This window comes from Streptomyces sp. NPDC014991, assembly GCF_043080665.1.
Taxonomy (GTDB): domain Bacteria; phylum Actinomycetota; class Actinomycetes; order Streptomycetales; family Streptomycetaceae; genus Streptomyces.
Genome location: NZ_JBIBVY010000031.1, coordinates 1 through 23,008, shown reverse-complemented (window position 1 = coordinate 23,008; position 23,008 = coordinate 1). Strand labels below are relative to the sequence as shown.

The 23,008-nt window shown below is 69.2% G+C and carries 20 protein-coding genes and 2 pseudogenes; 9 read left to right on the top strand and 13 right to left on the bottom strand.

Annotated features, from left to right (window positions below; genetic code table 11):
- Positions 1–318 precede the first annotated feature (318 nt).
- Positions 319–603: a hypothetical protein gene (locus tag ACF1BE_RS32265; RefSeq protein ID WP_392202555.1), complete on the top strand. Its 285-nt coding sequence runs from the start codon at positions 319–321 to the stop codon at positions 601–603.
- A 135-nt stretch (positions 604–738) separates the two neighbouring features.
- On the opposite strand, the gene ACF1BE_RS32260 is transcribed toward ACF1BE_RS32265, so the two are convergent.
- From ACF1BE_RS32260 to ACF1BE_RS32230, 7 genes are read right to left on the bottom strand one after another with little or no spacing between them, the layout of a single operon-like run.
- Positions 739–1,506 carry a glucose 1-dehydrogenase gene (locus ACF1BE_RS32260; RefSeq protein ID WP_392202554.1) on the bottom strand — a complete coding sequence of 256 codons (768 nt, stop codon included), beginning with the start codon at positions 1,504–1,506 and terminating at the stop codon, positions 739–741.
- A gap of 31 nt (positions 1,507–1,537) precedes the next feature.
- On the bottom strand, positions 1,538–2,305 hold the full coding sequence (locus tag ACF1BE_RS32255; RefSeq protein WP_392202553.1) for a glucose 1-dehydrogenase: 768 nt from the start codon (positions 2,303–2,305) through the stop codon (positions 1,538–1,540).
- Between the two features lie 38 nt (positions 2,306–2,343).
- Positions 2,344–3,669, bottom strand: a complete 1,326-nt coding sequence (locus ACF1BE_RS32250; RefSeq protein WP_392202552.1) for an MFS transporter — start codon at positions 3,667–3,669, stop codon at positions 2,344–2,346.
- Between the two features lie 59 nt (positions 3,670–3,728).
- Positions 3,729–4,265, bottom strand: a complete 537-nt coding sequence (locus tag ACF1BE_RS32245) for a cyclophilin-like fold protein (RefSeq protein WP_392202590.1) — start codon at positions 4,263–4,265, stop codon at positions 3,729–3,731.
- Positions 4,266–4,285: 20 nt separating this feature from the next.
- Positions 4,286–4,951, bottom strand: a complete 666-nt coding sequence (locus ACF1BE_RS32240) for an SDR family oxidoreductase (protein ID WP_392202551.1) — start codon at positions 4,949–4,951, stop codon at positions 4,286–4,288.
- A gap of 54 nt (positions 4,952–5,005) precedes the next feature.
- Positions 5,006–5,416: a cupin domain-containing protein gene (locus ACF1BE_RS32235; protein ID WP_392202550.1), complete on the bottom strand. Its 411-nt coding sequence runs from the start codon at positions 5,414–5,416 to the stop codon at positions 5,006–5,008.
- Positions 5,417–5,441: 25 nt separating this feature from the next.
- Positions 5,442–6,458 (bottom strand): zinc-dependent alcohol dehydrogenase family protein, encoded by a 1,017-nt coding sequence (locus ACF1BE_RS32230; protein WP_392202549.1) that lies wholly within the window; start codon positions 6,456–6,458, stop codon positions 5,442–5,444.
- A 262-nt stretch (positions 6,459–6,720) separates the two neighbouring features.
- On the opposite strand from ACF1BE_RS32230, the gene ACF1BE_RS32225 reads away from it, so the two are divergent.
- From ACF1BE_RS32225 to ACF1BE_RS32200, 6 genes are all read left to right on the top strand, one after another.
- Positions 6,721–7,611 (top strand): helix-turn-helix transcriptional regulator, encoded by an 891-nt coding sequence (locus tag ACF1BE_RS32225; RefSeq protein ID WP_392202548.1) that lies wholly within the window; start codon positions 6,721–6,723, stop codon positions 7,609–7,611.
- Positions 7,612–7,740: 129 nt separating this feature from the next.
- On the top strand, positions 7,741–8,145 hold the full coding sequence (locus ACF1BE_RS32220) for a hypothetical protein (protein ID WP_392202547.1): 405 nt from the start codon (positions 7,741–7,743) through the stop codon (positions 8,143–8,145).
- 110 nt (positions 8,146–8,255) lie between these two features.
- Positions 8,256–9,389, top strand: a complete 1,134-nt coding sequence (locus ACF1BE_RS32215; RefSeq protein WP_392202546.1) for a tyrosine-type recombinase/integrase — start codon at positions 8,256–8,258, stop codon at positions 9,387–9,389.
- Positions 9,386–9,733, top strand: a complete 348-nt coding sequence (locus ACF1BE_RS32210; protein ID WP_392202545.1) for a helix-turn-helix domain-containing protein — start codon at positions 9,386–9,388, stop codon at positions 9,731–9,733. The genes ACF1BE_RS32215 and ACF1BE_RS32210 overlap by 4 nt, the downstream gene beginning before the upstream one ends.
- Before the next feature lie 200 nt (positions 9,734–9,933).
- The gene (locus ACF1BE_RS32205; RefSeq protein WP_392202544.1) at positions 9,934–12,090 is read left to right on the top strand and encodes a hypothetical protein; all 2,157 of its coding nucleotides are present in this window, start codon (positions 9,934–9,936) and stop codon (positions 12,088–12,090) included.
- A 220-nt stretch (positions 12,091–12,310) separates the two neighbouring features.
- Complete coding sequence (locus ACF1BE_RS32200) at positions 12,311–12,523, top strand: hypothetical protein (protein WP_392202543.1); 213 nt, start codon at positions 12,311–12,313, stop codon at positions 12,521–12,523.
- Between the two features lie 50 nt (positions 12,524–12,573).
- On the opposite strand, the gene ACF1BE_RS32195 is transcribed toward ACF1BE_RS32200, so the two are convergent.
- From ACF1BE_RS32195 to ACF1BE_RS32185, 3 genes are read right to left on the bottom strand one after another with little or no spacing between them, the layout of a single operon-like run.
- The gene (locus ACF1BE_RS32195) at positions 12,574–13,488 is read right to left on the bottom strand and encodes a hypothetical protein (RefSeq protein ID WP_392202542.1); all 915 of its coding nucleotides are present in this window, start codon (positions 13,486–13,488) and stop codon (positions 12,574–12,576) included.
- Position 13,489: 1 nt separating this feature from the next.
- Positions 13,490–13,930, bottom strand: coding sequence for a hypothetical protein (locus tag ACF1BE_RS32190; protein WP_392202541.1), 441 nt, complete (start codon positions 13,928–13,930; stop codon positions 13,490–13,492).
- Positions 13,931–13,959: 29 nt separating this feature from the next.
- Entirely contained in the window at positions 13,960–17,574 is a 3,615-nt protein-coding gene (locus tag ACF1BE_RS32185; protein ID WP_392202540.1) for a CHAT domain-containing protein, read from the bottom strand.
- 563 nt (positions 17,575–18,137) lie between these two features.
- On the opposite strand from ACF1BE_RS32185, the gene ACF1BE_RS32180 reads away from it, so the two are divergent.
- Positions 18,138–18,905 carry an alpha/beta hydrolase gene (locus ACF1BE_RS32180; protein WP_392202539.1) on the top strand — a complete coding sequence of 256 codons (768 nt, stop codon included), beginning with the start codon at positions 18,138–18,140 and terminating at the stop codon, positions 18,903–18,905.
- A 58-nt stretch (positions 18,906–18,963) separates the two neighbouring features.
- Here ACF1BE_RS32180 and ACF1BE_RS32175 read toward each other — a convergent pair.
- Positions 18,964–19,946, bottom strand: a pseudogene (locus ACF1BE_RS32175) (IS5 family transposase); the annotation flags it as partial.
- Positions 19,947–20,464: 518 nt separating this feature from the next.
- On the opposite strand from ACF1BE_RS32175, the gene ACF1BE_RS32170 reads away from it, so the two are divergent.
- Positions 20,465–20,860 carry a hypothetical protein gene (locus ACF1BE_RS32170; protein WP_392202538.1) on the top strand — a complete coding sequence of 132 codons (396 nt, stop codon included), beginning with the start codon at positions 20,465–20,467 and terminating at the stop codon, positions 20,858–20,860.
- 23 nt (positions 20,861–20,883) lie between these two features.
- On the opposite strand, the gene ACF1BE_RS32165 is transcribed toward ACF1BE_RS32170, so the two are convergent.
- Complete coding sequence (locus ACF1BE_RS32165) at positions 20,884–21,816, bottom strand: ATP-dependent DNA ligase (RefSeq protein ID WP_392202537.1); 933 nt, start codon at positions 21,814–21,816, stop codon at positions 20,884–20,886.
- A 309-nt stretch (positions 21,817–22,125) separates the two neighbouring features.
- Positions 22,126–22,914: pseudogene (locus ACF1BE_RS32160) on the bottom strand (MFS transporter); the annotation flags it as partial.
- Positions 22,915–23,008: the final 94 nt, after the last annotated feature.

The following is a 23,008-nucleotide window of genomic DNA, read 5'->3' as shown; positions in this document are numbered from 1 at the left end:
CGCCCGAGGGTTCGGGATCGGGGCGCGCGGCGGTCCTGGACGCGGGGCGGGAGGCTGCCGCGGCCCGGCGCCGGTCCGACAGCGAGCGGTGCCGCCGCCGGGTGCTGGACGTCATCACCGGCATGCGCAGGGCCCGCCAGCCCCTTTCCGACGCGGAGATCACCAGGCGAACCGAGGTCAACCCGCAGTACCTGCAGCGCCACCGCGACCTGAAGGCCGAAGCGGAGGCCGTCCGCGCTCACCTCGCCGACGACCGCCCCCCGCGCCGTGGCCGCCGCAGCAGCTCGACAGGAAGCGGCGCTGACGGTGGAGAACCGCATGCTCCTCGAACAGAACGCCGCGCTGCGCCGGGATCTCGACACGGCCCGCGCCGAGCTCCGAGCCCTCCGCGTGCGGGATCTCGCGGCCGGCGCGCGGGGGGAGCACGTCGCAACCCTGGACGCGAACCCCGAGGTCGAGGAACTGCGCCGGGAGCGGGACCAGGCCCTGGCAGCCGCCCAGCGCGGGGAGACGGACCTGCTGTCGCTGCGCAACGTCGTTCAACGCCTGATGATGGAGAACACCCGGCTGCTCGGAGGAGAAGAGCAGACCCCGAGGCCATGACCATGAAGTCACGCTGTGGCACCTGGCCGCCGGCCGTCCAGGATTCGTTGTCTGCCGACGATCGGTTTCTGCCCCGATGTCCGCGGATACCTGATCACGTTCCTCGGGACCGGGGCGGCACTCGGCCGCTGAAGTTCACTGGGCCGTGTAGCCGCCGTCGACGGGCAGGGCGATGCCGGTGACGTAGCTGGCGCCGGGGCTGGAGAGCCACAGGACGGCTTGGGCGATCTCGCCGGCGGTGCCGAGGCGGTCGATGGCCTGGCCGGCTTCGGCCTGGGTGCGGTCGAGTTCGCCGCCTTCGACCATGGCGTCGACCATCGGGGTGCTGATGGTACCGGGGCACACCGCGTTGATACGGACGCTGCGGGAGCCGTATTCGAGGGCGGCGCTCTTGGTCAGGCCGATCACGCCGTGCTTGGTGGCGTGGTACGCGGCGCGGCCGGGGTTGCCGACGAGGCCGCCGAGGGAGGAGCAGTTGACGATGGTGCCGCTGCCTTGGTCGCGCATGTGGCGCAGTTCGTGCTTCATGCTGGCCCAGATGCCGCGCAGGTTGATGTTCTGGACGCGGTCGAACTGCTCGGCGCTCTCGTCGGCGGCGTCGGTGGGCGGGGGCATGATGCCGGCGTTGTTGTAGGCCATGTCGAGCCGGCCGAAGATTTCTACGGTGCGGTCGACGGCGGTGGCGACCTGGTCCTCGTCGGTGACGTCGCAGACCAGGGCGAGGGCCTGGTGGCCGGCGTCGATGAGTTCCTTCACGGCGGCGTTGACGGCCGTCTCGTCGATGTCGGCGAGGGCGACGGCGGCACCTGCTTCGGCGAAGGCGCGGGCGGTGGCCAGGCCCATGCCGGAGGAGGCGCCGGTGATGAAGGCGACCTGACCGGTGAAGTCATAGGTGGGGTTCATGAGCGGAACTCCTTGAGCGAGGTTGGGGTACTCAGACGGTCTGGCCGCCGTCGACGACGAGCGCGGTGCCGGTGGTGAAGGCGGCGTCGTCGGAGCACAGCCACAGGACGGCTGAGGCGATCTCCTCGGGTTTGCCGAGGCGGCCGACGGGCTCATCGGCGATGAGTCCTTCCCGGCCGCCGGGACGGTCGTCGCCGAAGCGGCGGATCATCTCGGTGTCGATGATGCCGGGACAGACGGCGTTGACACGGATGTTGTCGGCGGCGTAGTCGAGAGCGGCGGAGCGGGTGAAGCCGATGACGCCGTGCTTGGCGGCCGTGTAGGCGGCCTGGGCCGGGAAGCCCTTGACGCCGGCCCCGGAAGAGGTGTTGACGATCGCTCCGCCGCCGCTCTGGCGGAGCATCTGGCGGACCTGGGCGCGGGCGCACAGGAAGACGCCGGTGAGGCTGACGCCGAGGACGCGGTCCCAGTGGTTCTTGGTGAGCTCGGCGAGCGGCTTGACGGGCTGCTCGACGCCCGCGTTGTTGAACGCGGCGTCCAGACGGCCGAACTGCTCGAAGGTCCGCTCCACGGCCTGCTGGACGTCCTCTTCGCTGGTGACGTCACAGGTCAGGGCGAGCACCTGCCCACCGTCTGCGGTGATAAGCCGGGCGGTCTCTTCGAGCGCGCCGGCGGACCGGTCGACGATGGCCACCTGGGCGCCGGCGCGGGCGAAGGCCAGGGCGGTGGTACGGCCGATACCGGAAGCGGCTCCGGTGACGAAGGCGACCTTGCCGGTGAAGTCGTAGGTCGTGCTCATGAGCGTCCTATCAAGGATGTGGGGGTCGAGGGGGCGTATCAGTGCCGTGCTGGGGCCGGTGCCGCCGGTTCTTCGCAGCCGTGTTCGCGGGGCAGGCGGCGGGTGTGCTGGGCCACGATCCGGGTGGGTTTGCGGGTGCCGGTGAGGGCCAGCGCGGTGAGCGGCAGCAGGGTGAGGGCGGCGAAGACCGCGCCGACCAGGGCCGGGCCGGTCAGGCCGAAGGAGGTGCCCATGGCCGTGCCGGCGAGGGCGGAGCCGGCGGCGATGCCGGTGTTGTAGGCGGAGGTGCCCATGGCCGTGCCGGCGAGGGCGGAGCCGGCGGCGATGCCGGTGTTGTAGGCGGAGGTGGTCAGGGCCGAGGTGAGGGTGGGGGCGCCGCCGGCGAAGCGGACGGCGAGGGAGGTGACGACGGGGTTGACGGTGAACCCGGCCAGCGCCATGAGGAAGACCAGCGCGACGGCGGTGACGGGGCCGGCCGACAGCGGGATCAGCAGGAACAGGGCCAGGGCGGTGATCGCCGTGGCGGTGAGGGTGGTGGCCCCGGGGCGGCGGTCACCGAGCCGTCCGCCGATGGCGGTGCCGCCCAGTGCGCCGAGCCCGAAGACGATCAGGACCAGCGGAACGGCCCCGGCCGGGATGCCCGCGCGGTCGGTCAGCAGGGGGGTGATGTAGGTGTAGGCGGCCAGGACCCCGCCCATGATCAGTACGGCGGAGGCGAGGGCCAGCCACAGCCGTCCCTGGCGCAGGGCGCGGACCTCGGCCCGTACTGATACTTCGGCCCGCTGCTCCGTGCGGGGGATGAATCGGCCGACGAATACGGCCGCGAGTCCCGCGAGGAGGGCCAGGGCCCAGAAGGGGCCGCGCCAGCCGGTGTGCTGTCCCACGAGGGAGCCGATCGGCACGCCGATGACGTTAGCCAGGGTCAGGCCGCCCATCATGACGCCGACGGCCCGGGTGGCCCGCGCCGGGCCTGCGGCGGCGGTGGCGATGACGAAGCCGACGGCCCAGAACGCGCCGGTGGCCAGTGCGGTCACCACCCGGGCCGCCAGGACCACCGCGAAGGAGGAGCTCAGCGCGGCGACGACGTGCCCGGCGGCGAAGACGGCCAGCGCTCCGACGAGGGTCAGGCGCTGGGGCAGGCGCAGGGTGGCCAGGGCCATGACCGGCCCGCCGACGATCATGCCGACGGCGAAGGCGGTGATCAGCAGACCGGCATGCGAGACGCTCACGTCGAGGTCACCGGCGATCTCGGGGAGCAGTCCGGCGATGATGAACTCGGTGGTGCCCATCAAGAACGTGCCGGCGGCGAGCACCCGGACGACAAAGGGCAGCTTGCCCTCTCGGGTGCCGGCGGCAGAGGTCATAGAGGTACTTCTCTCTCTCGGGGTGGGCGGCGCTGGGGGCTCGCCCGGGGTGGGGGTGGTCAGGCGGCGGGTTCGATGGTGATGCGCGTCGCCCGGCCGAGCTGGTCGGCGCTGACGTCGAGGTGGCCGAGGATGAGCAGGTCGGCCGAGGGGGCGGGCCCGTCCTGGTAGAAGAGGGCCAGGTTGCCCCAGGGCGCGTAGTAGGCGATGTCGCCGACCTTGGCCGCGACCGGTTCGGGGGCGCCGGAGGTCTCCAGCTTGCGCGGCAGGTCGGCGACCCGCTCCGTGCTGTGGAAGTCCTGAAGGTCCAGGCTGAGCGGCAGCAGCTCGGCGAAGTCGCGGGCGGCGGGGCTGTCGTTGATGACGGCGTCGACGGGCCGGCCGTCGAGGCGGACTCGGATGTTCATGGACACGTTCCTCCCGGAGGCGGACGACGAGGTGGAGGCCGTCGGCTCTTGCTGCCCGCCAGAGGCGGCGGTAGAGGGCGTGGCGGCCGGGGCGCTCTCCCGGGGGCCGCTGGAGCAGGCGGTCACGGCCAACAGCAGGGCGGCTGCCGAAGCGGCACGGACCAGCCCCTGGCGGGCGGCGCGGTTCATGAGCGGCGTTCCGAGGGGTGTCATGTGGGCATGGGCTCGGCGTAGTGCCGGAAGACGCCGCGCTCAGTGTGGATCGCGTACAGGCGCTCGGCCAGCACCGTCGGGCTGGAGTGCTCGGAGTCCGACCGGATCGCGCCGGGGACGATGAGCTGAGCGACGTGGATGTTCTCGGGCGCGAGGGCGTCGTGGAGCATCGCGGCGTAGGCGCTCTCGGCGGCGAACGCGACCGAGGTGCCGGCCACCTTGGGGTTCGGGTGTACGGCGCTGGAGCCGTTGACGAATAGCAGCGTGCCCCGTCCCAGCTCCCGCATCCCGGGCAGGACGGTGTGCACACAGGTCACCGGTCCCTTGACGGAGAAGGCCAGCGGGTCGTCCAGGTCGGTGGCGGAGGTGTCCAGGACCGGCTTCATGAAGTCGGCGCGGGGCACCGGGCTGAACTGGAGGACCTCGATCGGCCCCAGCTCCTTGGCCGCCGTGTCCAGGGCTGCGGTCAGGGAGGCGGGATCGAGGACGTCGGCGGTGAAGCCGCGCACCCGGATGCCCCCACCGTCGAGTTCGGCCGCGAGGGCGTCGAGGTGCTCGGCGTTGCGGGAAAGGAGGGCGACGTGGTGGCCGGCGGTGCCGAAGCGGCGGGCGGCGGCCAGCCCCAGGCCGGGGCCGGCGCCGATGAGGGCGAACGTGGTCACGGTGATCCTTTCGAGGTGAGGAGGTGCGGACGCCGGGGCGGGCGGGCCGCGGTGTCAGTCGGTGGCCGGGGCGGTGGTGTACTCGTCGTCGGTGACCGGGGCGAGCCAGTGCACGACGTCGTGGTCGTCGTCGCCCTCGTTGATGGCCAGGTGAACCATCAGCCGGTTCGGAGCGGCGCCGTGCCAGTGCTCCTCGTCCGCCTCGAACAGGACACGATCGCCGGGCCGGATGACTTCCACCGGGCCGCCGCGTCGCTGGCACAGGCCAACGCCCTCGGTGACGAAGACGGTCTGGCCCAGGGGGTGGCGGTGCCAGTGGGTGCGGGCGCCGGGCATGAAGTGCACCAGGGACGCAGTGACCCGGGAGGGGGCCGACGCCGCGGCGACCGGGTCGATGTAGACGTCACCGGTGAACCAGTCGGCCGGACCCTTGACGGTGTCGATCGAACTGCGGGTGATCTGCACGGTTGCTCCTTGTACGGGAAGGGAGTCAGGGCTTGAGGAGGGTCTTGATGGCGCGGCGCTCGTCCATCGCCTTGTAGCCCTCGGCGACCTCGGCGAGGGGCAGAGTGAGGTCGAAGACCTTGCCCGGGTCGATCGCACCGGTCAGGACGCGGTCGATGAGGTCGGGCAGGTAGCGGCGGACGGGGGCGGGGCCGCCGCGCAGGCCGACGTGGGAGAAGAACAGCTCCTGCCCGTCGACGGCGACCTCGTGGGGGACGCCGACGAAGCCGACGTTCCCGCCGGGCCGGGCGGAGTGCAGGGCCTGGCTCATGGCCTGGGCGGTGCCGACGCACTCCAGCACACTGTCGGCGCCGATGCCGCCGGTCAGCTCCTTGATCCGGGCGACGCCCTCCTCAGCGCGCTCGGTGACGATGTCGGTGGCGCCGAACTCCCGGGCGAGCTTCTGCCGGCTCTCGTGGCGGGACATCGCGATGATGCGCTCCGCGCCCATCTCCTTGGCCGCGATCACACCGCACAGGCCCACCGCGCCGTCGCCGACGACCACGGCGGTCGAGCCGGGCTTCACCTCGGCGGCGTCCGCGGCCCACCAGCCGGTGCCCATCACGTCGGAGACGGCCAGCAGGCCGGGCCACAGCTCCTCGCCCGGCACCTCCTTGGTGGCGACCAGGGTGCCTTGGGCGTTGGGGATGCGCACGTACTCGGCCTGGCAGGTGGACATGAACTCGCGGTTCAGGCAGCTCGACTGGAAGCCGTTGCGACAGTTCGCGCAGATGTTGTCCGAGGTGGCGAAGGAGCCGACGACGAACTGACCCGGGCGGACCGCGGTGACCTCCGAGCCGACCTCCTCCACGAAGCCGACGTACTCGTGACCCATCGGATGGGCGTGCTCCGTCGGCTCGGCACCGCGATAGGGCCACAGATCCGAGCCGCACACGCAGGTCACGGCCGTCCGGATGACCGCGTCGGTCGGCTTGAGGATCTTGGCGTCGTCCACGGTCTCGAAACGGATGTCGCCGGGGGCGTGGATCACTGCTCCGCGCATGAGGGAAGGCTCCTTGCCTGCTGGAGCCTGCCAGAACCCAGGGGGCCGGCAGGTCATCGAACGGATGAGGGAACCCGGCGCAGACAGCGCATCCGCCGTCTGCGGGCCCCGGGCCCGGTGCCCGGCCTGCCCACTGAGACGGGCAGACGATGAGCACCACGACACCCAGGTAACCCCCATCCCGCGCGGGCAGCGAGTCACTGACAAGGGGTGTACCAGCAGTACATCCCTCCCTCCCCGGACAGGCCGTACCGTCGAAGCCATGGACAACCGCGAGGAGGTCCGCGAGTTCCTCACCTCGCGGCGAGCCAAGATCACCCCCGAACAGGCCGGACTGCCCGCAGGCCCTCGACGCCGTGTGCCGGGACTGCGCCGCAGCGAGGTCGCCGCCCTGGCCGACATGAGCGTCGAGTACTACGCCAAGCTGGAGCGCGGCAACCTTGCCGGCGTCTCACCGGCCGTTCTGGAAGCCCTCGCCCGAGCCCTGCGGCTTGACGACGCGGAACGCGCCCACCTGCTCAACCTGGCCCAGGCCGCCGACGGGTCCGACGCCCTCACTCGGCCCCGCCGACGGCGTACGAAGGACCAGTGGCGGCCGCACCGCAGCCTGCAATGGACCCTGGACGCCATCACCGCAGGTCCCGCATTCGTCCGCAACGGCCGCATGGACATCCTCGCCGCCAACCCGCTCGCCCGCGCCTTCTACGCCGACGTCTACGCCTCACCCGGTAACCAGGCCAACCTGGCGCGGTTCAACTTCCTCGACCCCGCCTCACGCCGCTTCTACCCCGACTGGGACCTCTTCGCCGACGTCGCGGTGGCCATCTTGCGCACCGAAGCCGGCCGCAACCCCCATGACAAGGGTCTGCACGACCTGGTCGGCGAGCTGTCCACCCGCAGCGAGGAATTCCGCACCCGCTGGGGCGCCCACAACGTCCGCCACCACGGCACCGGCACCAAACGCTTCCACCACCACGCCGTCGGCGACCTCACCCTCGCCTTCGAGGGCCTGGAGATGGCCGCCGAACCCGGCCTCACCCTCACCATCTACACCGCCGAACCCGGCTCACCCTCCGAGGAAGGACTGCGCCTGCTCTCCACCTGGGCCGCCACCGAGAAGGCCGAGCGTTCCTCCCACCACGCGGCCGACTGACTGCTGCAGAACCAGCCCGGCCTGCGGCAGCACACCGGCTGTACCGTGCTGCCCCCAAGGTCTGCACAAATGCCGCTCCAGTGGGCCAACCCATAGACCCGCAGGAAAGACGTGGCGTGTACTGCGGCGATGTCCTCTCTCGATGCACAGAACAGGCCCAATGTGGCGGCGCTGGAGTGCTCGCGCTTCGTGTTGCTGGACGAGTGCCCGGCGAACGCCGAGAGCTGGTTCCTTGCCCGCACCTTCGACGCACTGCTCACCTCGGACGTACGAGGCGTGGTGTCCTTCGCAGATCCCGTACCAAGACGCACAAATACGGGCAAATTAGTAGCCGTTGGGCATGCAGGAACGATTTATCAAGCCTCGAACGCGGCTTACACCGGCCGCGCCACGGCGCGCACGATCAAGCTGCTGCCCGATGGCACCGTGCTCAATAGTGGAGTGCGCGCGGGTTCCTCTCGGACTATCGACGACCAAAAAGCCGCATCTCAGCAGGTAGATCACCACATTGGCTCGCCCCAACCTCCGGCGTGAGATCTCCGCAGTAACCCGTAAAATCTGCGAGTGATCGCTGTAATATGCGACCTCGTGGCAGATCTGAAAGTCGCGTGCTGACGCTCGTACGCCCCGTGCCGGAGTCGGCCGTGCCGGTGGACCCGGCTTCGGTGTCGGTTGAGACCGGGCTCGCGGACGTCGTCACGCTCCAGCGGCGCCGGCAGGCCCGCGTTTCCGCGTACGACGAGGAGAGCTTCTTCCTCGACACGCTCTCGGAGTACCAGTGGGCGCGCGACGCGGCTGGCCTCGCGCAGACGACGCTCGACGGGCTGATCAAGCCGGTGATCGAGGTCTGTGAGTACTACGGCACGGTCCCCTGGCAGCTGACGCCCCGGGAGGTCGACAAGTACTTCGCGGGCCCCGGCAAGCGGGCACAGTCGACATTGCGCGGAAAGATCAACAAGATCGACGCGTACTTCGCCTTCCTAGAGCAACGGTACGCGGGCGAGATCATGCGCCGCTTCGGAGCCACCGTCGAGTCTCCGATCGACCCGTTCAACCGGCCGCGCCACCGGGGGGACTTCGGGCTGCGCATCCCGCCGTCCCAGACTGCGATGAAGGACTTCTTCGCCCGCTGGCGCGAGGAGTTGCCGCACGCACGGAAGTACGCGGTCGCCTGCCGCGATTACGTGATGACGAAGATCGCCTATTTGTCGGGAGTGCGCGCGGCAGAGCTGTGCGGAGTCTGCCTCGGCGAAATCCACTGGGAGCACGGCCAGTGGGGCCGGTTCGTCGTCCTCGGAAAGGGCGCCCGGGGCTCAGGTCCCCGGCCGCGCGAGGCATACCTGTTTCAAGAGGGCCGTGCCCTGCTGTGGTGGTACATCGAGGAGATCCGGGGCGAGTTCGGTGACGACGCCGAGCACCCGCGGGCGCCACTGTGGCCGTCGGAGCGCAAGTCGAAGGCGATCGCCGACCTGAACGTGCCGATCGCGCCGGCGATCGTGCCTTCGACGTTCCGGACGGCGTTGCACACCGCGGCCGCGCACTACCTGACGGGTCCGGTCACCGACCTGTTTCCGCACCTGTTGCGGCATGCCTGCGCGACCCACAACTACGAGCGCGGGATGACACTTTGGGAGGTCCAGAAGGTCCTCGGACACGACTGGGCAACTACGACTCTTCGGTACATGGCGACTGCGCACGCTGACCCGGAGCTCGCGAATCTGGCGGCCAGCTCCCGGGTGGCCCAGCGACTGGTGATGGACAAGGGGAACCTTCGGTGAAATGGAATCTGCGGATGGTGGCCGCCCAGCGGGACCTGTGGAGGCCGACCGAGGTGCTCGCCGCTTTCCAGCAGGTCGGGTTCAACCCGTCGCTGAGCAAGGTGGCCGCACTGTGGAGCGGCACACCGGTCACGGTGCGCCTCGATGACCTGGACAAGATGTGCGCCGCGCTGAACTGCACGGTCGCCGACCTGCTCCAGGCCGAGCCGCTCGCCGCGGGCCAGGCCGTGCCGGAGGCCGGCCAACGGGTCGTCGGCGCCGAGGAACAGCCGGGGGCGGGCCCGGTGCGACCGGTGCCGCGCGGCCGTCGTGGTGCCGGGCCGCGCTCGCTCCCGCCGAGCTGAGGGGTCGGCCGGTGACGGTGGGTCGTGGGAAGGGGCTGGCGCGGAGTTGCCCGGTGTGCCTGGGGTGGCTGGTGGTGCACTGGTACCGGGTGTGCGACGGGTGCCGGCCCTGGGCGAGGAAGTACCCCGAGCGCGGGGTGTGCCCGCGGTGCCGGCACGAGGCACACCTGAACACGGACGGGCTGTGCAAGCCGTGCCTCATGGCGATCCGAGTTGAGGAAGACGCCGAGTGGGCTCTGGGCTTGGAGGATGCCCGGCCGCGGCCGGTCCAGCTCACGGTCGGCGGCACGTACGGCGACCGGTCGGCGTCAGCCCGGCCGCTGCGCAGGCCCACCAAGACTGGTCTAGGTGTGGGGAAGGAGTGGTGGACGAAGCTCAGACAGCAGCGTGCCGCTCCCGCCGGGCCGCCGGTGCTGGAGGCCCAGGTACGCGGACAGATCCCGCTGTTTACCGTGCCCCGGGCGCTGGGCGACGCCACGGTCAGCGCGCTTGTCGACCGGTCGGTCGTCGGGTGGGAGGAAGCCCGGCAGGTGATCGATGCGATGGAGGCCGAGCACGGGTTGACCGCTGGCTGGCGCCGCAAGGTGGCTGAGATGGTTCGCCTCGCTCTGGCCGTGCGTGAGGCCGAGGGTGCTGAGCGGCTGCCCGAGGCGATGCTGCGGGATCTGCCGGCCAACGGGGACGCGGTCCGCCTGATCCTGCTGCGGGCCGGGCTTTTGGACGAGGCGCCCGAGGCCATGCGGTTCTCCGGAAGGAATCAGCCCGCCCGCACGCCCTACTTCGACGTCCTAGCACCTCTGGCGCCCCGGGCACCGCGCCAGTGTGCAGACTGCGACGCATGGATTCCCGTCGGCCGGCGGGCAGGATTTGTCTGTGATCCGTGCCGGCACTGGCGGGAGCGGGCAGGGCGGGGCCGCTGCTGCCGCTGTAGTCGCGATGGACTGGCTCTGCGCGACGACCGTTGCCGTAGCTGCCACCCCTACCGTCTCCTCGACGAAGCCCGCCCTGTCTCCCGACGGTTCACGCAGTTGGTGATCGCTCTGCCTATTGGCAAGGGCGGACCGTTCGAGGCATTCCCGATCGACGATGGTCGGGCGCCGGACTGCGACGAGCGGCGGCCCGCTATGCACACGATCCGCGGACAAGAACCGCTATTCACCATCCGGCGCGACTGGTCCCCGGTGCTGGCCCGGCTGCGGAGCATGCCTCCGGGCGATCCGCCGCTGACCGAGACCGCCCAGCGCTTGCTCGAGGAGTTCACGAGCCATCGACCGGGGCAGCGCCCGGACTACCGGAAGAACACTCGCACGCTCGAGATCCTTCTGTACTGGCTCGGCGCCGAGACGGCACTATTCGAACGCGACGTGCACGACCTCGCCGAGATCGACGTGAACCTCGCTGCCAAGCCCGTCTGCCAGTTCCTGCGCGCCCGCGGCATGCTGGTGGAAGACCCCGACCTGCATCGGGACGCGGATCTGATGTGGATCGAGTCGACCCTTGCCGCCTTGCCGGAGCCGATCAGGAGCGAGGTTGAAACCTGGGTGAAGGTCATGCGCGAGCAAGGTCGCTGCGAGGGCGAGCCCCGCGGGTACGACGGCATCCGCCGCTACCTCACCACGCTCCAGCCCACCCTCACCGCCTGGACCAGGACGGCCGGAGTGGCCTCGCTAAGGGAGATCACGAAGGACCACGTCGAGGACGCCGTGGGCGGCCTATCCGGCTACGCCCGCCGAGGGTTGGCCACAGCCCTGCGCAGCCTGTTCCGCGCGCTCAAACGCGAACGAGTGATCTTCCGCAACCCCGCCCGGAACCTCCCAGTCGGCGACCTCAAGGGCCTCCCGAAGTCCATCCCCTCCGACCTTCTGATGGGACTCCTCGACCAGGCGTCGACGCCGCTCGGCCGCCTCATCGTCGCCTTGGCCGCCATCCACGCACTGCCCGGACACGAGATCCGAACACTGCAAACAACAGGCCTCGACCTCTCCCGCGGCACCCTCGAAGTACGGCGCGGCCTGCTGCGCCACACCCTCTATCTGGAGGAGCTCAGCCACCAACTCGCCGCCGACTGGACGACCTACCGCCACCGACGGTGGCCCGCCTCGGCCAACCCCCACCTACTGGTCAGCCAAAAGACCGCGGTCGACCCCGACCACCCAGCCGTCAGCATCGGCCTCCTGAGCGGAGCCCTTCCCCGCGGGCTGACACTGAGCGGCCTGCGCCAAGACCGCATCCTGAACGAGGCGTCCGAAAGCGCCGACCCGCTTAGACTGATGCGCCTGTTCGGAATCACCGAACAGACCGCCATGCGCTACATCGGCGCCTCGCACCCAGAGCGCACCTCAAAGCTGCCCCGGTAGCGACCAGCCCGGTCGGCAGGCTCAGGCAGGTCGACCTGGGCCTCGCTGACGCCTGCTCGCGATGTGGATCGCGGCCGGCGGGTACTTCGCAACTGGCCCGTGATCGCCAGGCTCTCAGCCGCTGGGGCCACATCCTGCTGCCCGTCGTCCGAATCGGCATCGGCCTGCTCGTCCTCATCGAGGGCGGCGCCTTCGGTGTGCCGGGTCGACAACGAGACACATGAAATGGGCCGATCCGCTCACGTTGACGCGGCTGTTCGGCATCACGGAGAAGAACGCGATGCGCTACGTCGGCGTCGCCCGCCCCAAACGGCCCGCGAAACTGCCGCAGGGCCACTCGCGCATATGTCGGGCCGTCGGCAAGCTGGACGTTCGCCCCACCACGGACGCCGCGTTGGCTTCTGCGCTGGTCAATAGCCTTGAACCTATGTAAATACGTGTAACGCTGGCCGCGGAGTCGTGTAGTGCGTGCACACCGGGAGGTCAGCGGTCGCTACCCCAGGCGGGGGTGGTGCTGTCCGAACCGCGTACCAAATAGCGAGTCAGCTCCTGTCCCTGAGCGCGCTCCTCCCTCGGGTTGCACGGCGTGGGCCAGCGAAGTTGCTCATACAGGGTTCTTCGGTAGAGGTCGAATCCAGCCTCAAGGAGGTCGGCGTACACCTCTGCACGGGAGGGCACCCAGGCCACGACCCCAACCACAGCAACGCCGAGCCCGGCTGGCACTGCCCACAGCGTCAACGGGGCGAACAGGACAAAGAGCACGCCCCAGATGCACGCGGCCACGGAGGCGTCCAGCGAGACTCTCGCCGTGGCGATTTCCTTACGGGCGGTATCGGGCAGCAGCAGCCAAAGATGAGGCCACACGGAAACGACGTCCAAGCCGTACTTGTCTACGGGGCGGGTCTCAGCGGCGCGCAGGGTATTGCCGATCCGGGTGGGCATGTCTGGTGCGGGACTGGGCGACCGGCGCTGAAGCATGGTGAGGCTGCCGTGTTCTGTCCGCTCTTCCGGCGAGGCTGTGCCCGCAGCCACGGCAGGGCTGAGTTCCTGGTAGCGCCTTAGTCGCTCTTCAACCTTCGTCTTCCTCCGTTCCACGAGTTTGTGGCGTAGCGGCTTGAGGAAGCACGGCCAGTACCAACCCTCGAGAAGTCGAAGTACCGGAGTAGTAAGCCGCTCGATGATCACGCCGGATGCAGATACCCCTAGTAGGGCGATCAGCACGATAGTGATCTGGGCTGGAACGGATTGCTTGGCCAGCCAGTCAGCGGGCACCTTGAGCGCATGGAAGCCGCCTCTGCTGCGTGTCCAGGCCAGCAGCCCGGCCAACCAGAACACCAGGGCGGGAACGGAGACGGCGGCCCAACGCTCGGCCAACTTGGCGCCGGCTGCCTCCCACAAGCTACTGAGCATCAGATGCCGCCGGCACGAGCCTGACTCCTGGGTGATCCTTGCAATCAGGCACCGGGAATCCGACTGACGGCCGGTACCAGACGTAATTGCGGTCCACCGGGCATTCGTACTTGTCGGAAAGGACCGGGGTGGGCTTGCCTGGCGGCGACTGGTAGCCGCCGGCGCCTGGCGGCGGCTGGTAGCCGGCGCCCCGGTCCCGCGGAAGGAGAACGGGTGGCCTGTGGTATTCGTCCTCGAATACCCGGATTACCCATTCCTTTACTCCGGAGCGGGTCAGAACAGCCATGATCTCGTCGCCGACGTCCACCCCCTCGTGGGCTCGGGCGAGCAGGTCCTTGATCTCGTTGTCGTACGCGTCGGCTTTGTCGCTGACAAGCTCGGGCAAGTAGAACCTGATTGTGCGGGCGACATCGATGATGTCCTGGTCCATCCCGTGCCTCCTGTTGTGGAGCGGTCTGGTCAAGCGCCCGCATGCACATAGGCCGCCCACCGGGAGGGGGTATCTCGACGGTCGAGGGGCTTGCGAAGGTCTTGTCCGTCGCGGACGGCCCGCACAGCGTGATGGAGGGCATGAGCGTTCGCGCCACTGCCCAGTGCTTCAGGCGCTTGTTGTAGAGCGGCATAGAAGGCGTCGGCGACGCGGACGGCGACAGCGTCGTCGATCTCCCAGAGTGTGCCGACCACATGGCGAAAGCCGGCCAGTTGGAAGCCGGAGGTGAGGTGGATGGCCTCGTCGACAAGGGTCGGTGCGCCGGTGAACGTCGTCCGGCAGGCTGACAGGTAGGCCAGGCTCGCCGAGTCGAGCTTGAGTGGGGCGAGGCTGGCGACGGTCAGAGGATCGCTGCGGTGGTCGTGGAGCAGCAGCCGGCTCTGTGACGGGTCGGTGGCATGACAGAGGCCGTGACATGCAAAGTGCGCTATGGCGCAGCCACTCAGCTCCGTCAGGACGCGAGACTTCGTGGGGAGGTCTGGGGCGGCCGTGTCTTCCTCTTCAACGGGCGCGTCCTTTTCTTCAAGCAGGATGGAGTGGGGAAGGCGGTCTTTGAGCATGGTGGCTTCGGCGGCCACGTTGGGAAGCTCACCCGCGTCAGGCGTGGTCGGCATCGCAACGATCAAGGCCTTCGGCGACGTGGAGGGGGCTGGGATCGGTTGCCGGGCGTAGTGCAGGGCCCGCACGGTGGGTGTGTAGGCGGAGACCACTCGGTCCATGACCGTGCGTGGGCGCGGGTCGGCGGGGTGGCGATGGTAGCCGGCGGCGTGCAGAGGCAGCTGGCCAAGCAGACCGCCAGGTGACCACCACAATCGTGGCCAGTGCCATGTCGCGGACTGGGGCTGATTGCGGTAGCCCAGGGTTTCCAGGACAGGTTCCGCGGCGACATCCCACAGCCACTCCAAAGTGCCGCTCAACGACTCCTCGTCGTGTGCTTCGAGCGCTGTCTGGAACTGGTTGATCCTCCCCGTGACGGAGTGAAGATCGAGTCCGGGAAGGGGGAGATCGGTGACCCCGTCTGACGTGATCAGCAGCGCGTCGCTACGGTGGCTGCTGACGTTGAAGACCACGATCGGGCCTTGGGCGGCGTCCTGGGTGAGGGTCTCGGTATCCGGCGGGAGCAGGAAGGACTCAAAGCCAGGGAGCTCGCGGATCTCGGCGACCGTGGCGCTGAACAACGCGGCCACATGCCGCTCGGCGGCTGGATCCCTGCCGAGTGCCGCGGCAGGGCCTCGGGCGAAGGCCGGGTCGAGCTGCTCTCGCAAGTCAGCAAGTTTTTTTCCCAGTTCGGGGTCGGCTTGTTGCAGGTCAGTGAGGTCGCTGCGGGTGTCCAGCAACTGGCTGAGCAACACTGCCCGGCCGGATTCCAGGAGGCGCAGGGCTTTGGCGGTCCGGTGGCCGTCCAGGCCGGTGTCCTGATCGGCAAGAACAAGAGCGGCAGCGTCGCTGGCCAGCCCAGCGAAACCTCCCAGCTCATACTGCTGATCGGCCCGCTCGAGCTGTCGGGGAGCCACTTCGGGCAGCAGTTGAACTGCGCTCTCCAGCAGCTCCGAGGCGTAGCGGGTTCCCACCTCCTGCTCCACGGCCAAATCTGCCGCCGCCCGGGCCGCGTGGATCCGGGTCGAGGGCGCAGCATCGGCGGTCTTGGAGGCACCTGCGAAGGCGTCCATTGCACCCCGCGCGTCGGTGGCGTCGCCAGTGTGCTCGAACTGGGTGTGCAGGGCAGTACCGAGGTTGAACAGCCTGTCGGCACGGTCGGGGCTATTCCCAGGGGTCGCCTCTACGGCTCGCCGGGCCGCGTTGACGGCCTCGTCCATGTCCGCCGTCTGCTTGTTCCGCCGGAAGCGCATCAGCAGGGCAATGCTCAAGGTGGACAGGCAGACGGGCAAGTCTTTGCGGTTGGAACTGGCCTGCGAGGTTTCCGCAGCTTGCCGGGCCGCATTGATGGCCTCGTCCAGGTCGGCCATCTGCCCAGTCCGTTCGAAGCGCACCTGCAGAGCGTTACTCAGGTTGGACAGCCAGCCCACTCGACCGAGGTATGTATCCGAAGGCCTGCCCACATGACCGAGGTGTGTATCCTCCGTCGCCTCCGTCGCCTGGCGGGCCGTGGAGACGGCCTCATCCACATCCGCCATCCGTGCATATCGCTCGAAACGCACCTGCAAGGCATTACTCAAGTTGGACAGCCGGCCTGCGCGGTCGGGATGGCCGGTCTCGGTGGCGTCCACCGCCTTGCGAAGGATGTCCACGGCCTCATCGATGTCCGGGCTCGCCCCGGTGCGCACGAATCGCTTCTGCAGGGCAGAGCCGAGGTTGGACATGTACATAGGCCGGTCTGTGGCAGCCTCAGGGGTCAGCCGCAGTGCCTTCCGGCCTGCCGCGATGGCGTCGTCCAGGTCTTCCACCGCCCCGGTGTGGTCGAAGCGGCTGCTATGGGCGGCACCGAGGTGGGACAGGCGGCGGGCACGGAGGCCCGCCGCACCGCTCTTGGGGGTGGCATCTACCGCTTGCTGGAGCCGACGAACAGCCTCGTCTATGTCCTCCAGGCGGCCGGTGAACTTGAATCGAGTGCCTAGGGCGATGCCCAGGCCGGACAAGTACTTCGCGTCGTCGGCGTGGGTTGGCAACGCTGCCAGGGCATGCCGCTCTTGCTCGACCGCTTCGTTGATCTGTGCCAGGTCTGCGGTGTGCTCGGCCTGGGTGCGCAGCGCGCCGCCGAGGACGGACAGTGCGTCAGGTCGGTCCCGGTGCGAAGCGGCCGCCACTGCCTGCCGAGCCGTCTGCACGGCCTTGTCCCCGTCCTCCATCCTCCCAGTGCGCTCGAACCGGTTACGCAATGCGGTGCTCAAGTGGGCGAGTCGGCGTGAGAGGTCCGGGTCTGAGGCGGGGGCGGCTTCCACTCCCTGCTCGAACGCCTCAATCCACTTGTCCGCATCCTCGATCGCGTCGGTGAGCTCGAACCGTAGCTGCCAGGTTGCGCCGAGATCGCACAGCGCCGACGCCCGGTCGGGGGTGCCGACGGGGATGGCATCCACCGCTCGTTCGCGTGCCTCGATCGCTTCATCCAAGAGGGCTAGGGACTGGGGGACTTCGCTCTGCTCAGCCAAGAGCTGCAGGGCTAGAGCCAGGTAGCGCAGGTGGAGTGCCCGTTCTGGGTGGTCGTCGGGCAGGATGGCGATGATGCGCTGCCACGCCCGTGCCGCGGTCGAGATCTGGGCGATGTCGTGGGAGTAACGCAGGCCGTGGATCGTGGCGGCGGCATCTCGTGTTGCGGCGTCCGCGATGGCGGGGAGCATCGGCTGGGGCAGGTCCTGCTCGCCAGCCAGGAAACAGGGTGTGAACTGTTCAACCGCCGCCATAGCGGCCTCGTAGTCGCCCTGATGTCTGGGTAGTGCAAGGGACTGGTAGAAGTACATCCAGCCGAGCATGCGCCGGGCCTCAAGATCCGTATCTCCGGCCTGCATGTCGTCCGCAAGCTCACGGGTTGCCGCCAAAGCCTCCGGCTCCAACGCCAAGGAGGGATCCCGAGCAGCACCGATTTGATCCATCCATCCCTGTAGCGCGGCTTTCAATGTCTCACGCATGAGGCACCTCGTCAGACAGAGCAGCTCGTACGACACGGCAAAGCCCGGAGTGATCAATGTCCGTTGTGGTCCGCCAGCGGGGAAAGCCCGGCTCACCGGCCCAGCGGCCGAAGCGCCCGCACTCAGGACATTCGCCTCCCTTTCAGGGCATCACAAAAGCGGAGAAGGCGCAGCCTGGGCAGCGGCTACGGCGGGATGCGACCCGAGCGAGTAGGCGATACCTCAGCACTTCTACGTTCCGCATTGCCCCCTTCACCTGCTGAAACGCGCTGGCCTGCGGCTATGTCTCTGTACCTCAGATGAGACCCACGTTGTAGATCGCTTAGATGGCGGTGAACCCGCCGCCTAGGGCCTGTCTGGAGTCGTAACGACGTGGCGGGGAAATGGGTTGAGGGGTGATCATCGGGCTGGTAGTTTTCAGTCGACCGTGACACCGTCCGAGGAGGTGAGACCCATGAACGCTGTATCCATGTGGGTGCTCCCCCTTGCCGTCACGGCCGGCGATTGACGTAGGTGTCGCCGGGAGCGCCTCGATAACTAGGCACTCCCGAAAGGCACCACCTATGCACTCTCTGCAGTTCACCGCCGAGTCGTCGTCGAACGGCATGCTCGAAGGCGACTTCACCGTGGGCGGCATCCCCGGCGTCCTCTGGTCGCCGGCTTCCGGCGCAGCCGATCGTGCACCCCTGGTCCTGATGGCCCACGGCGGCGGCAACCACAAGAAGCACCCGGCGATGTCCGGCCGCGCCCGTCTCCTCGTGACCGGCTGCGGCTTCCACGTCGCCGTCATCGACGCACCCGGTCACGGCGACCGGCCGCGCACGGCGCACGACGAGGCGGAAATCGCCGAGCTGTTCCGGGCGAGGGCGGCGGGCGAGCCGGAAAGCCCGATCGTCGTGCGCTACAACGACCACCTGGCGGAGCTCGCCGTGCCCGAGTACCAGGCGACCCTGGACGCCCTCCAAGAACTCCCGGAGATCGGCACCGACGGGCCGGTCGGCTTCTGGGGCATCAACATGGGCACCGCGATCGGCATACCGTTCGTGGCGATCGAACCCAGGATCACCGCCGCGGTCTTCGGCCAGCACTGGCCCGATGTCCTGGCCGAGAAGGCGAAGCAGATCACCATCCCGATCGAGTTCGACATGCAGTGGGACGACGAGCACATCTCGCGCGAGGAGGGTCTCGCGCTGTTCGACGCCTTCGCCTCGAAGGAGAAGTCGTTGCACGTGAACTCGGGCAAGCACAAGGAGCTGCCCCGGTTCGAGGCCGACAGCGCGGTCCGGTTCTTCGCCCGGCACCTCGGCCGGTCAGTCACCTCGCTGGCCTGACGTGCGGGGTTGCGGCGTCCGGCTTGCCAGCCGGGCGCCGCAACCGCGGCCCCGGGTTGAGGCTGCGCATCCAGATGATGGATCCGCGTAGTTGGAGCCCCCCCATGTAGCTCGCGGGCGTCTTGTCGTATCGCGTGGCCAGGCCCCGCCAGGCCCGGATCTTGTTGATGCAGCGTTCCACCGTGTTGCGCTCCTTGTACTGCTCAGCGTCATGGGCCACCGGTCGACCGCCGTCCCTGCCGCGCTTCTTGCGGTTCGCGGCCTGATCGGCCTTCTCCGGGATGACCGCCTTGATCCCGCGTCTGCGCAGGTAGGAGCGGTTCGCCCGCGAGGAGTACGCCTTATCGGCAGCTACCGCGTCCGGTCGGGTGCGCGGACGGCCCACTGGTCCGCGTACCTTAACCTTCTCCAACACCGCGACGAATCGGGGGCTGTCGGCGGCCTGCCCGGGCGTGAGCACGAACGCCAGAGGGCGGCATCGCCGGTCTGCCGCAAGGTGGACCTTGCTGGTCAGCCCGCCGCGCGAACGACCCAGCGCCGCAGCCTTGAGCCGGGCCCGGCGGCGCCGACGCAGCCGCCGGCGCTCGGCCCGCTCGGACTCCCCAGCCAGCGAGTCGACGGTTGCCGGGGCGGTTTGCCCGGTTTCCGTGGCCCCTTTTCCTGCGCCGCGGCCTCTTCCAACGCCGCCAGGACCTCCGGTTCCACCACCATCCCGGCCGCGTCGTGATGGGCGCGGGCCACCGTGGAGTCCACGCTGACCAAAGACATGTCCGCCTGGCCGCGCCGAGCGGCCTCGGCGATCATCCCCTCCATCAGCACGGCGAACATGCCGACGTCACGCCACTGGGTGAAGCGGCCGTAGACCGTCTGCCAGGCCCCGAACTCCTCTGGCACCTCTCGCCATTGGCTGCCAGTGCGGAACCGCCAGATGACGCCCTCGAACTGCACTCGCAGGCGCTGCGGGAAAGGGCCGTACCGCCCTATCGGTAGAAACGGCTCTATCAGTTCCCACTCGTCATCGCTCAGTTCACGTCGCGTCACCGAAGCGTTCTACCAGCTCGGCGCAACCCTCGGGCCCGAAAACAGACCGCATCGAGCACGACTCCAGACAGGCCCTAGTCCGCCCCGGCCGCGCCCGCGAGCCCCGGCCTCTGACGCGCCACGAGGACCTGGCGCCCCGGACCGGCGGCAGACGGGGAGGCGGTCCCGTGCGACGTGCGAATGGGGCACGGGACCGCCGAGCCCCGCTGTCCTGTCAGAGCCGGGCAGGCAAACCATATGAAATGAGGTGATCTGGTGCACGTATCCTGCGCGGGCCGCGCCGCGCCGCCCGTACTCCCGCGCCCCGGAACGCGGTCAGCAGTTGCGTCCCGTCCCCTGACCGCCGCAGCCCCGGCCGCCGTCCGCGCCTGCCCACAACGGGCATGGTTGTTGATCTCGGCTGTGCCGCCCCTGCAACACTGGCCGTGTGCGCCGTCTGCGGCGCCTTCGTCCCGAGCCGGCCCGCCAGGGGCTCCCACCCAAGCAGCACGGGCCGCCCGTCTTCTCAAGGAGCAAGTGTGAGCGCAGAGTCCTCAACACCGCGGGGCCCGGCCTTCACCCAGGTACGGCTGACCGGGCCGCCCGCGGCCGTCGACGGGCTGGTGGCGGTCCTCAGCAGGCGCGTGCTGGATCTGGTCGCGGCACAGACGCCCGTGGCCGAGGCGGCGGAGAAGGCCGGGGTAACGCTGCGCCAGGTCTACGGCCGGGCGAACTGGGACTCTGCGTTCGCCGAGGAGCTAGACGAGGCCGGGTGGTCCCTGTGCGTGCTGGGCCAGGACCATCCGCAGTGCAGCACGGCCAGTGGATACCGGGGCAACGAGCGGAGCGAGGCACACCGCCCCGCGTGCCGGGGCAGCGGCTGCAGGGAGTGGCGCCGGGGTACGTCCCGGCTAGAGCGTGCTGCCCTCGCGTAGCAGCGTGGCCCCCGGGCGGTCGCTCAGCCCGTCGGCCCCGGCTCGAAACGCGGGGTGCCGGCCGGTGACAGGTCCGGACGCATCCGGTGCCAGCGCGCAGGGTGGCGCCAGCGTCCGGCACCATCGCGTGCGACGTCGACGCCGACCTCCACCACCAATTCCGGCACTACGAGAGTGACGCGCAGCCTCTCGCGCGAGCCCCACCCGGCGGAGAACGTCCACCCCGTCCAGGGGTGATCGTCTCCAGCCGGAGTGAACAGCCCGGCGACCGCCCGGCCCGCGGCCTGCGGAAGCGTCGTACTGCGCCCGACGTACCGCAGGCGCCCGTCGGTGTCATACCGGCCCAGCAGCAGCGTGCGAGGAGCCGTCGGAGAGCCGGTGAACGCGCCGACGATGGCGTCCTCGGTCTCCCTGGTCTTGAATTTCCTCCAGCCACGCGAGGAGGGTTCATAGGCGCCCTCCAACCTTTTGTAGACCACGCCTTCGACACCGACGGCTGTCCAGCTCGTCAGCCACTCGCGCACGGTGTCCGGGTCGGTGGTCGACGGGCACAGCGCCCACGGTGCGGTGAGCCGGCGCTCGGCGAACAGATGCTCCAAGGCGGCCCTGCGACGCCGGTACGGCCAGGTGGTGGTGTCGGTGCCCGCAAGCCGCAGCAGGTCGAAGGCCACGTAATGGGCGGGCCACTGTTTGGCGACCCGGGCCGCGCCGGCGCCTCGCCGCTGGAGACGGCCCTGAAGCCGCTCGAAGGCGAGCCTGCCGGACTCCCATACAACCACTTCCCCATCCAGGGCCGTCGCGTCTGGGAGCTGGAGGACTGCGCCGGAGTGCAGCTCAGGGAAGGAAGGGGCGAGGTCTGTGCCCCTGCGGGAGCGCAGCACCAGACGCCCGGCGTCCCACGACACAAGCGCGCGCCATCCGTCCTTCTCCAGACTTTGACGTGTCTCATGAGACATCAGCTCGTGTCGGCCCCGGAGTCCTAGCTCAGACACAAGCCGCAAAGTAGCGATCAGGACTTCGTGAGCGCGGTCTTCTTGCGGGCGAGCCGGCCGAGCCGGGTGCCTTCAATGTGTCGCCATTGCGCAACAACTGAAGCGCGAGGTCGAGCTTCCGCCTGGACGCCTTCGCGCCGCTCGCGGTGTCGATGCGGACCTTGTCGCGGGCGCCATCGTTTGCCGACTCTGAAGATCGGTCTGGTGCATGACCGGATCAGCCTGGGTGTGTTCGGCGGTTGCTCAACTTTGCGTGTGGCGAGCGGGCGTCGCTTATGGTGTTGGTGCTTGCGCCGGGCGTGAGGCGGTCGTCTCGTCTCCTTCCTGGTGGGCCGGCCGCCGGGGCAGCCGCGACGCGGGCAGCAGGCCGAGAGCGGCGAGTGAGGCCAGGATCAGCAGAGTAGAGCTCATGGTTGAAACAGCCGAGCTGGTTGCGCTGGCCGCGACGGCGATGCCGAAGGTCGGCCCGATGTTCATGGCGGTCTGCTTGAGCCCGCCGACGACTCCGGCGTACCCGGGCGGCGCGTCACCGACGACGGTCCCGGTGGCGGTGACCATCACGGTGGCGAACCCGGCACCGATGGCGGCAAAGACTGCAGCCGTAGCCATCCATGTGCTGGCGGGATCGAGCCGGGACAGCCCCGCGATGCCGACCACGACGAGGACCGTACCGGCGATCGCGGTGCGGCGCGCACCGTACCGGCGCAGTGCGGCGACCGCGGCGGGTGAGCCGAGGACCATGAGCACGGTCAGCGGGAGCACGCGCAGACCGCTGGCGAGTGCGTCGAGTCGAAGTACGTTCTGGAGGTAGAACGTGGCCCTGAACAGCGCGCCGAACACGCCGGCGGTGGTGACCAGCAGGAGCGTCATCGACGCCGTCACCGGTACGGACCGCGCTACGGCTGGTGGAACGATCGGGTGTGTGGTGCGGCGTTCGTGCCAAGTGAGCAACGTTGCCACGCCGATGACGGCGAGGAATTCGAGCAGCATCGGCGTGGCGGTCCAGCCCCGCGTGGGTACATCGGACAAGGCGTGGACCAGGGTTGCGAGCGCGACCGCTAGGCCGTGTCTTCAAAAGATCTTGAGTGGCGGATCATGGTCGGGTGATACGTCGCCATGAACTGTCTGATGTCGAGTGGGAGTTCGTCCGCCCGCT

Coding starts and splice junctions, on each gene's coding strand:
- ACF1BE_RS32265 (WP_392202555.1), top strand. CDS start 319: ATGCTCCTCGAACAGAACGCCGCGCTGCGCCGGGATCTCGACACGGCC.
- ACF1BE_RS32260 (WP_392202554.1), bottom strand. CDS start 1,506: ATGAACCCCACCTATGACTTCACCGGTCAGGTCGCCTTCATCACCGGC.
- ACF1BE_RS32255 (WP_392202553.1), bottom strand. CDS start 2,305: ATGAGCACGACCTACGACTTCACCGGCAAGGTCGCCTTCGTCACCGGA.
- ACF1BE_RS32250 (WP_392202552.1), bottom strand. CDS start 3,669: ATGACCTCTGCCGCCGGCACCCGAGAGGGCAAGCTGCCCTTTGTCGTC.
- ACF1BE_RS32245 (WP_392202590.1), bottom strand. CDS start 4,265: ATGAACCGCGCCGCCCGCCAGGGGCTGGTCCGTGCCGCTTCGGCAGCC.
- ACF1BE_RS32230 (WP_392202549.1), bottom strand. CDS start 6,458: ATGCGCGGAGCAGTGATCCACGCCCCCGGCGACATCCGTTTCGAGACC.
- ACF1BE_RS32225 (WP_392202548.1), top strand. CDS start 6,721: ATGGACAACCGCGAGGAGGTCCGCGAGTTCCTCACCTCGCGGCGAGCC.
- ACF1BE_RS32220 (WP_392202547.1), top strand. CDS start 7,741: ATGTCCTCTCTCGATGCACAGAACAGGCCCAATGTGGCGGCGCTGGAG.
- ACF1BE_RS32205 (WP_392202544.1), top strand. CDS start 9,934: ATGGCGATCCGAGTTGAGGAAGACGCCGAGTGGGCTCTGGGCTTGGAG.
- ACF1BE_RS32200 (WP_392202543.1), top strand. CDS start 12,311: ATGAAATGGGCCGATCCGCTCACGTTGACGCGGCTGTTCGGCATCACG.
- ACF1BE_RS32190 (WP_392202541.1), bottom strand. CDS start 13,930: ATGGACCAGGACATCATCGATGTCGCCCGCACAATCAGGTTCTACTTG.
- ACF1BE_RS32185 (WP_392202540.1), bottom strand. CDS start 17,574: ATGCGTGAGACATTGAAAGCCGCGCTACAGGGATGGATGGATCAAATC.
- ACF1BE_RS32180 (WP_392202539.1), top strand. CDS start 18,138: ATGCACTCTCTGCAGTTCACCGCCGAGTCGTCGTCGAACGGCATGCTC.
- ACF1BE_RS32165 (WP_392202537.1), bottom strand. CDS start 21,816: ATGTCTCATGAGACACGTCAAAGTCTGGAGAAGGACGGATGGCGCGCG.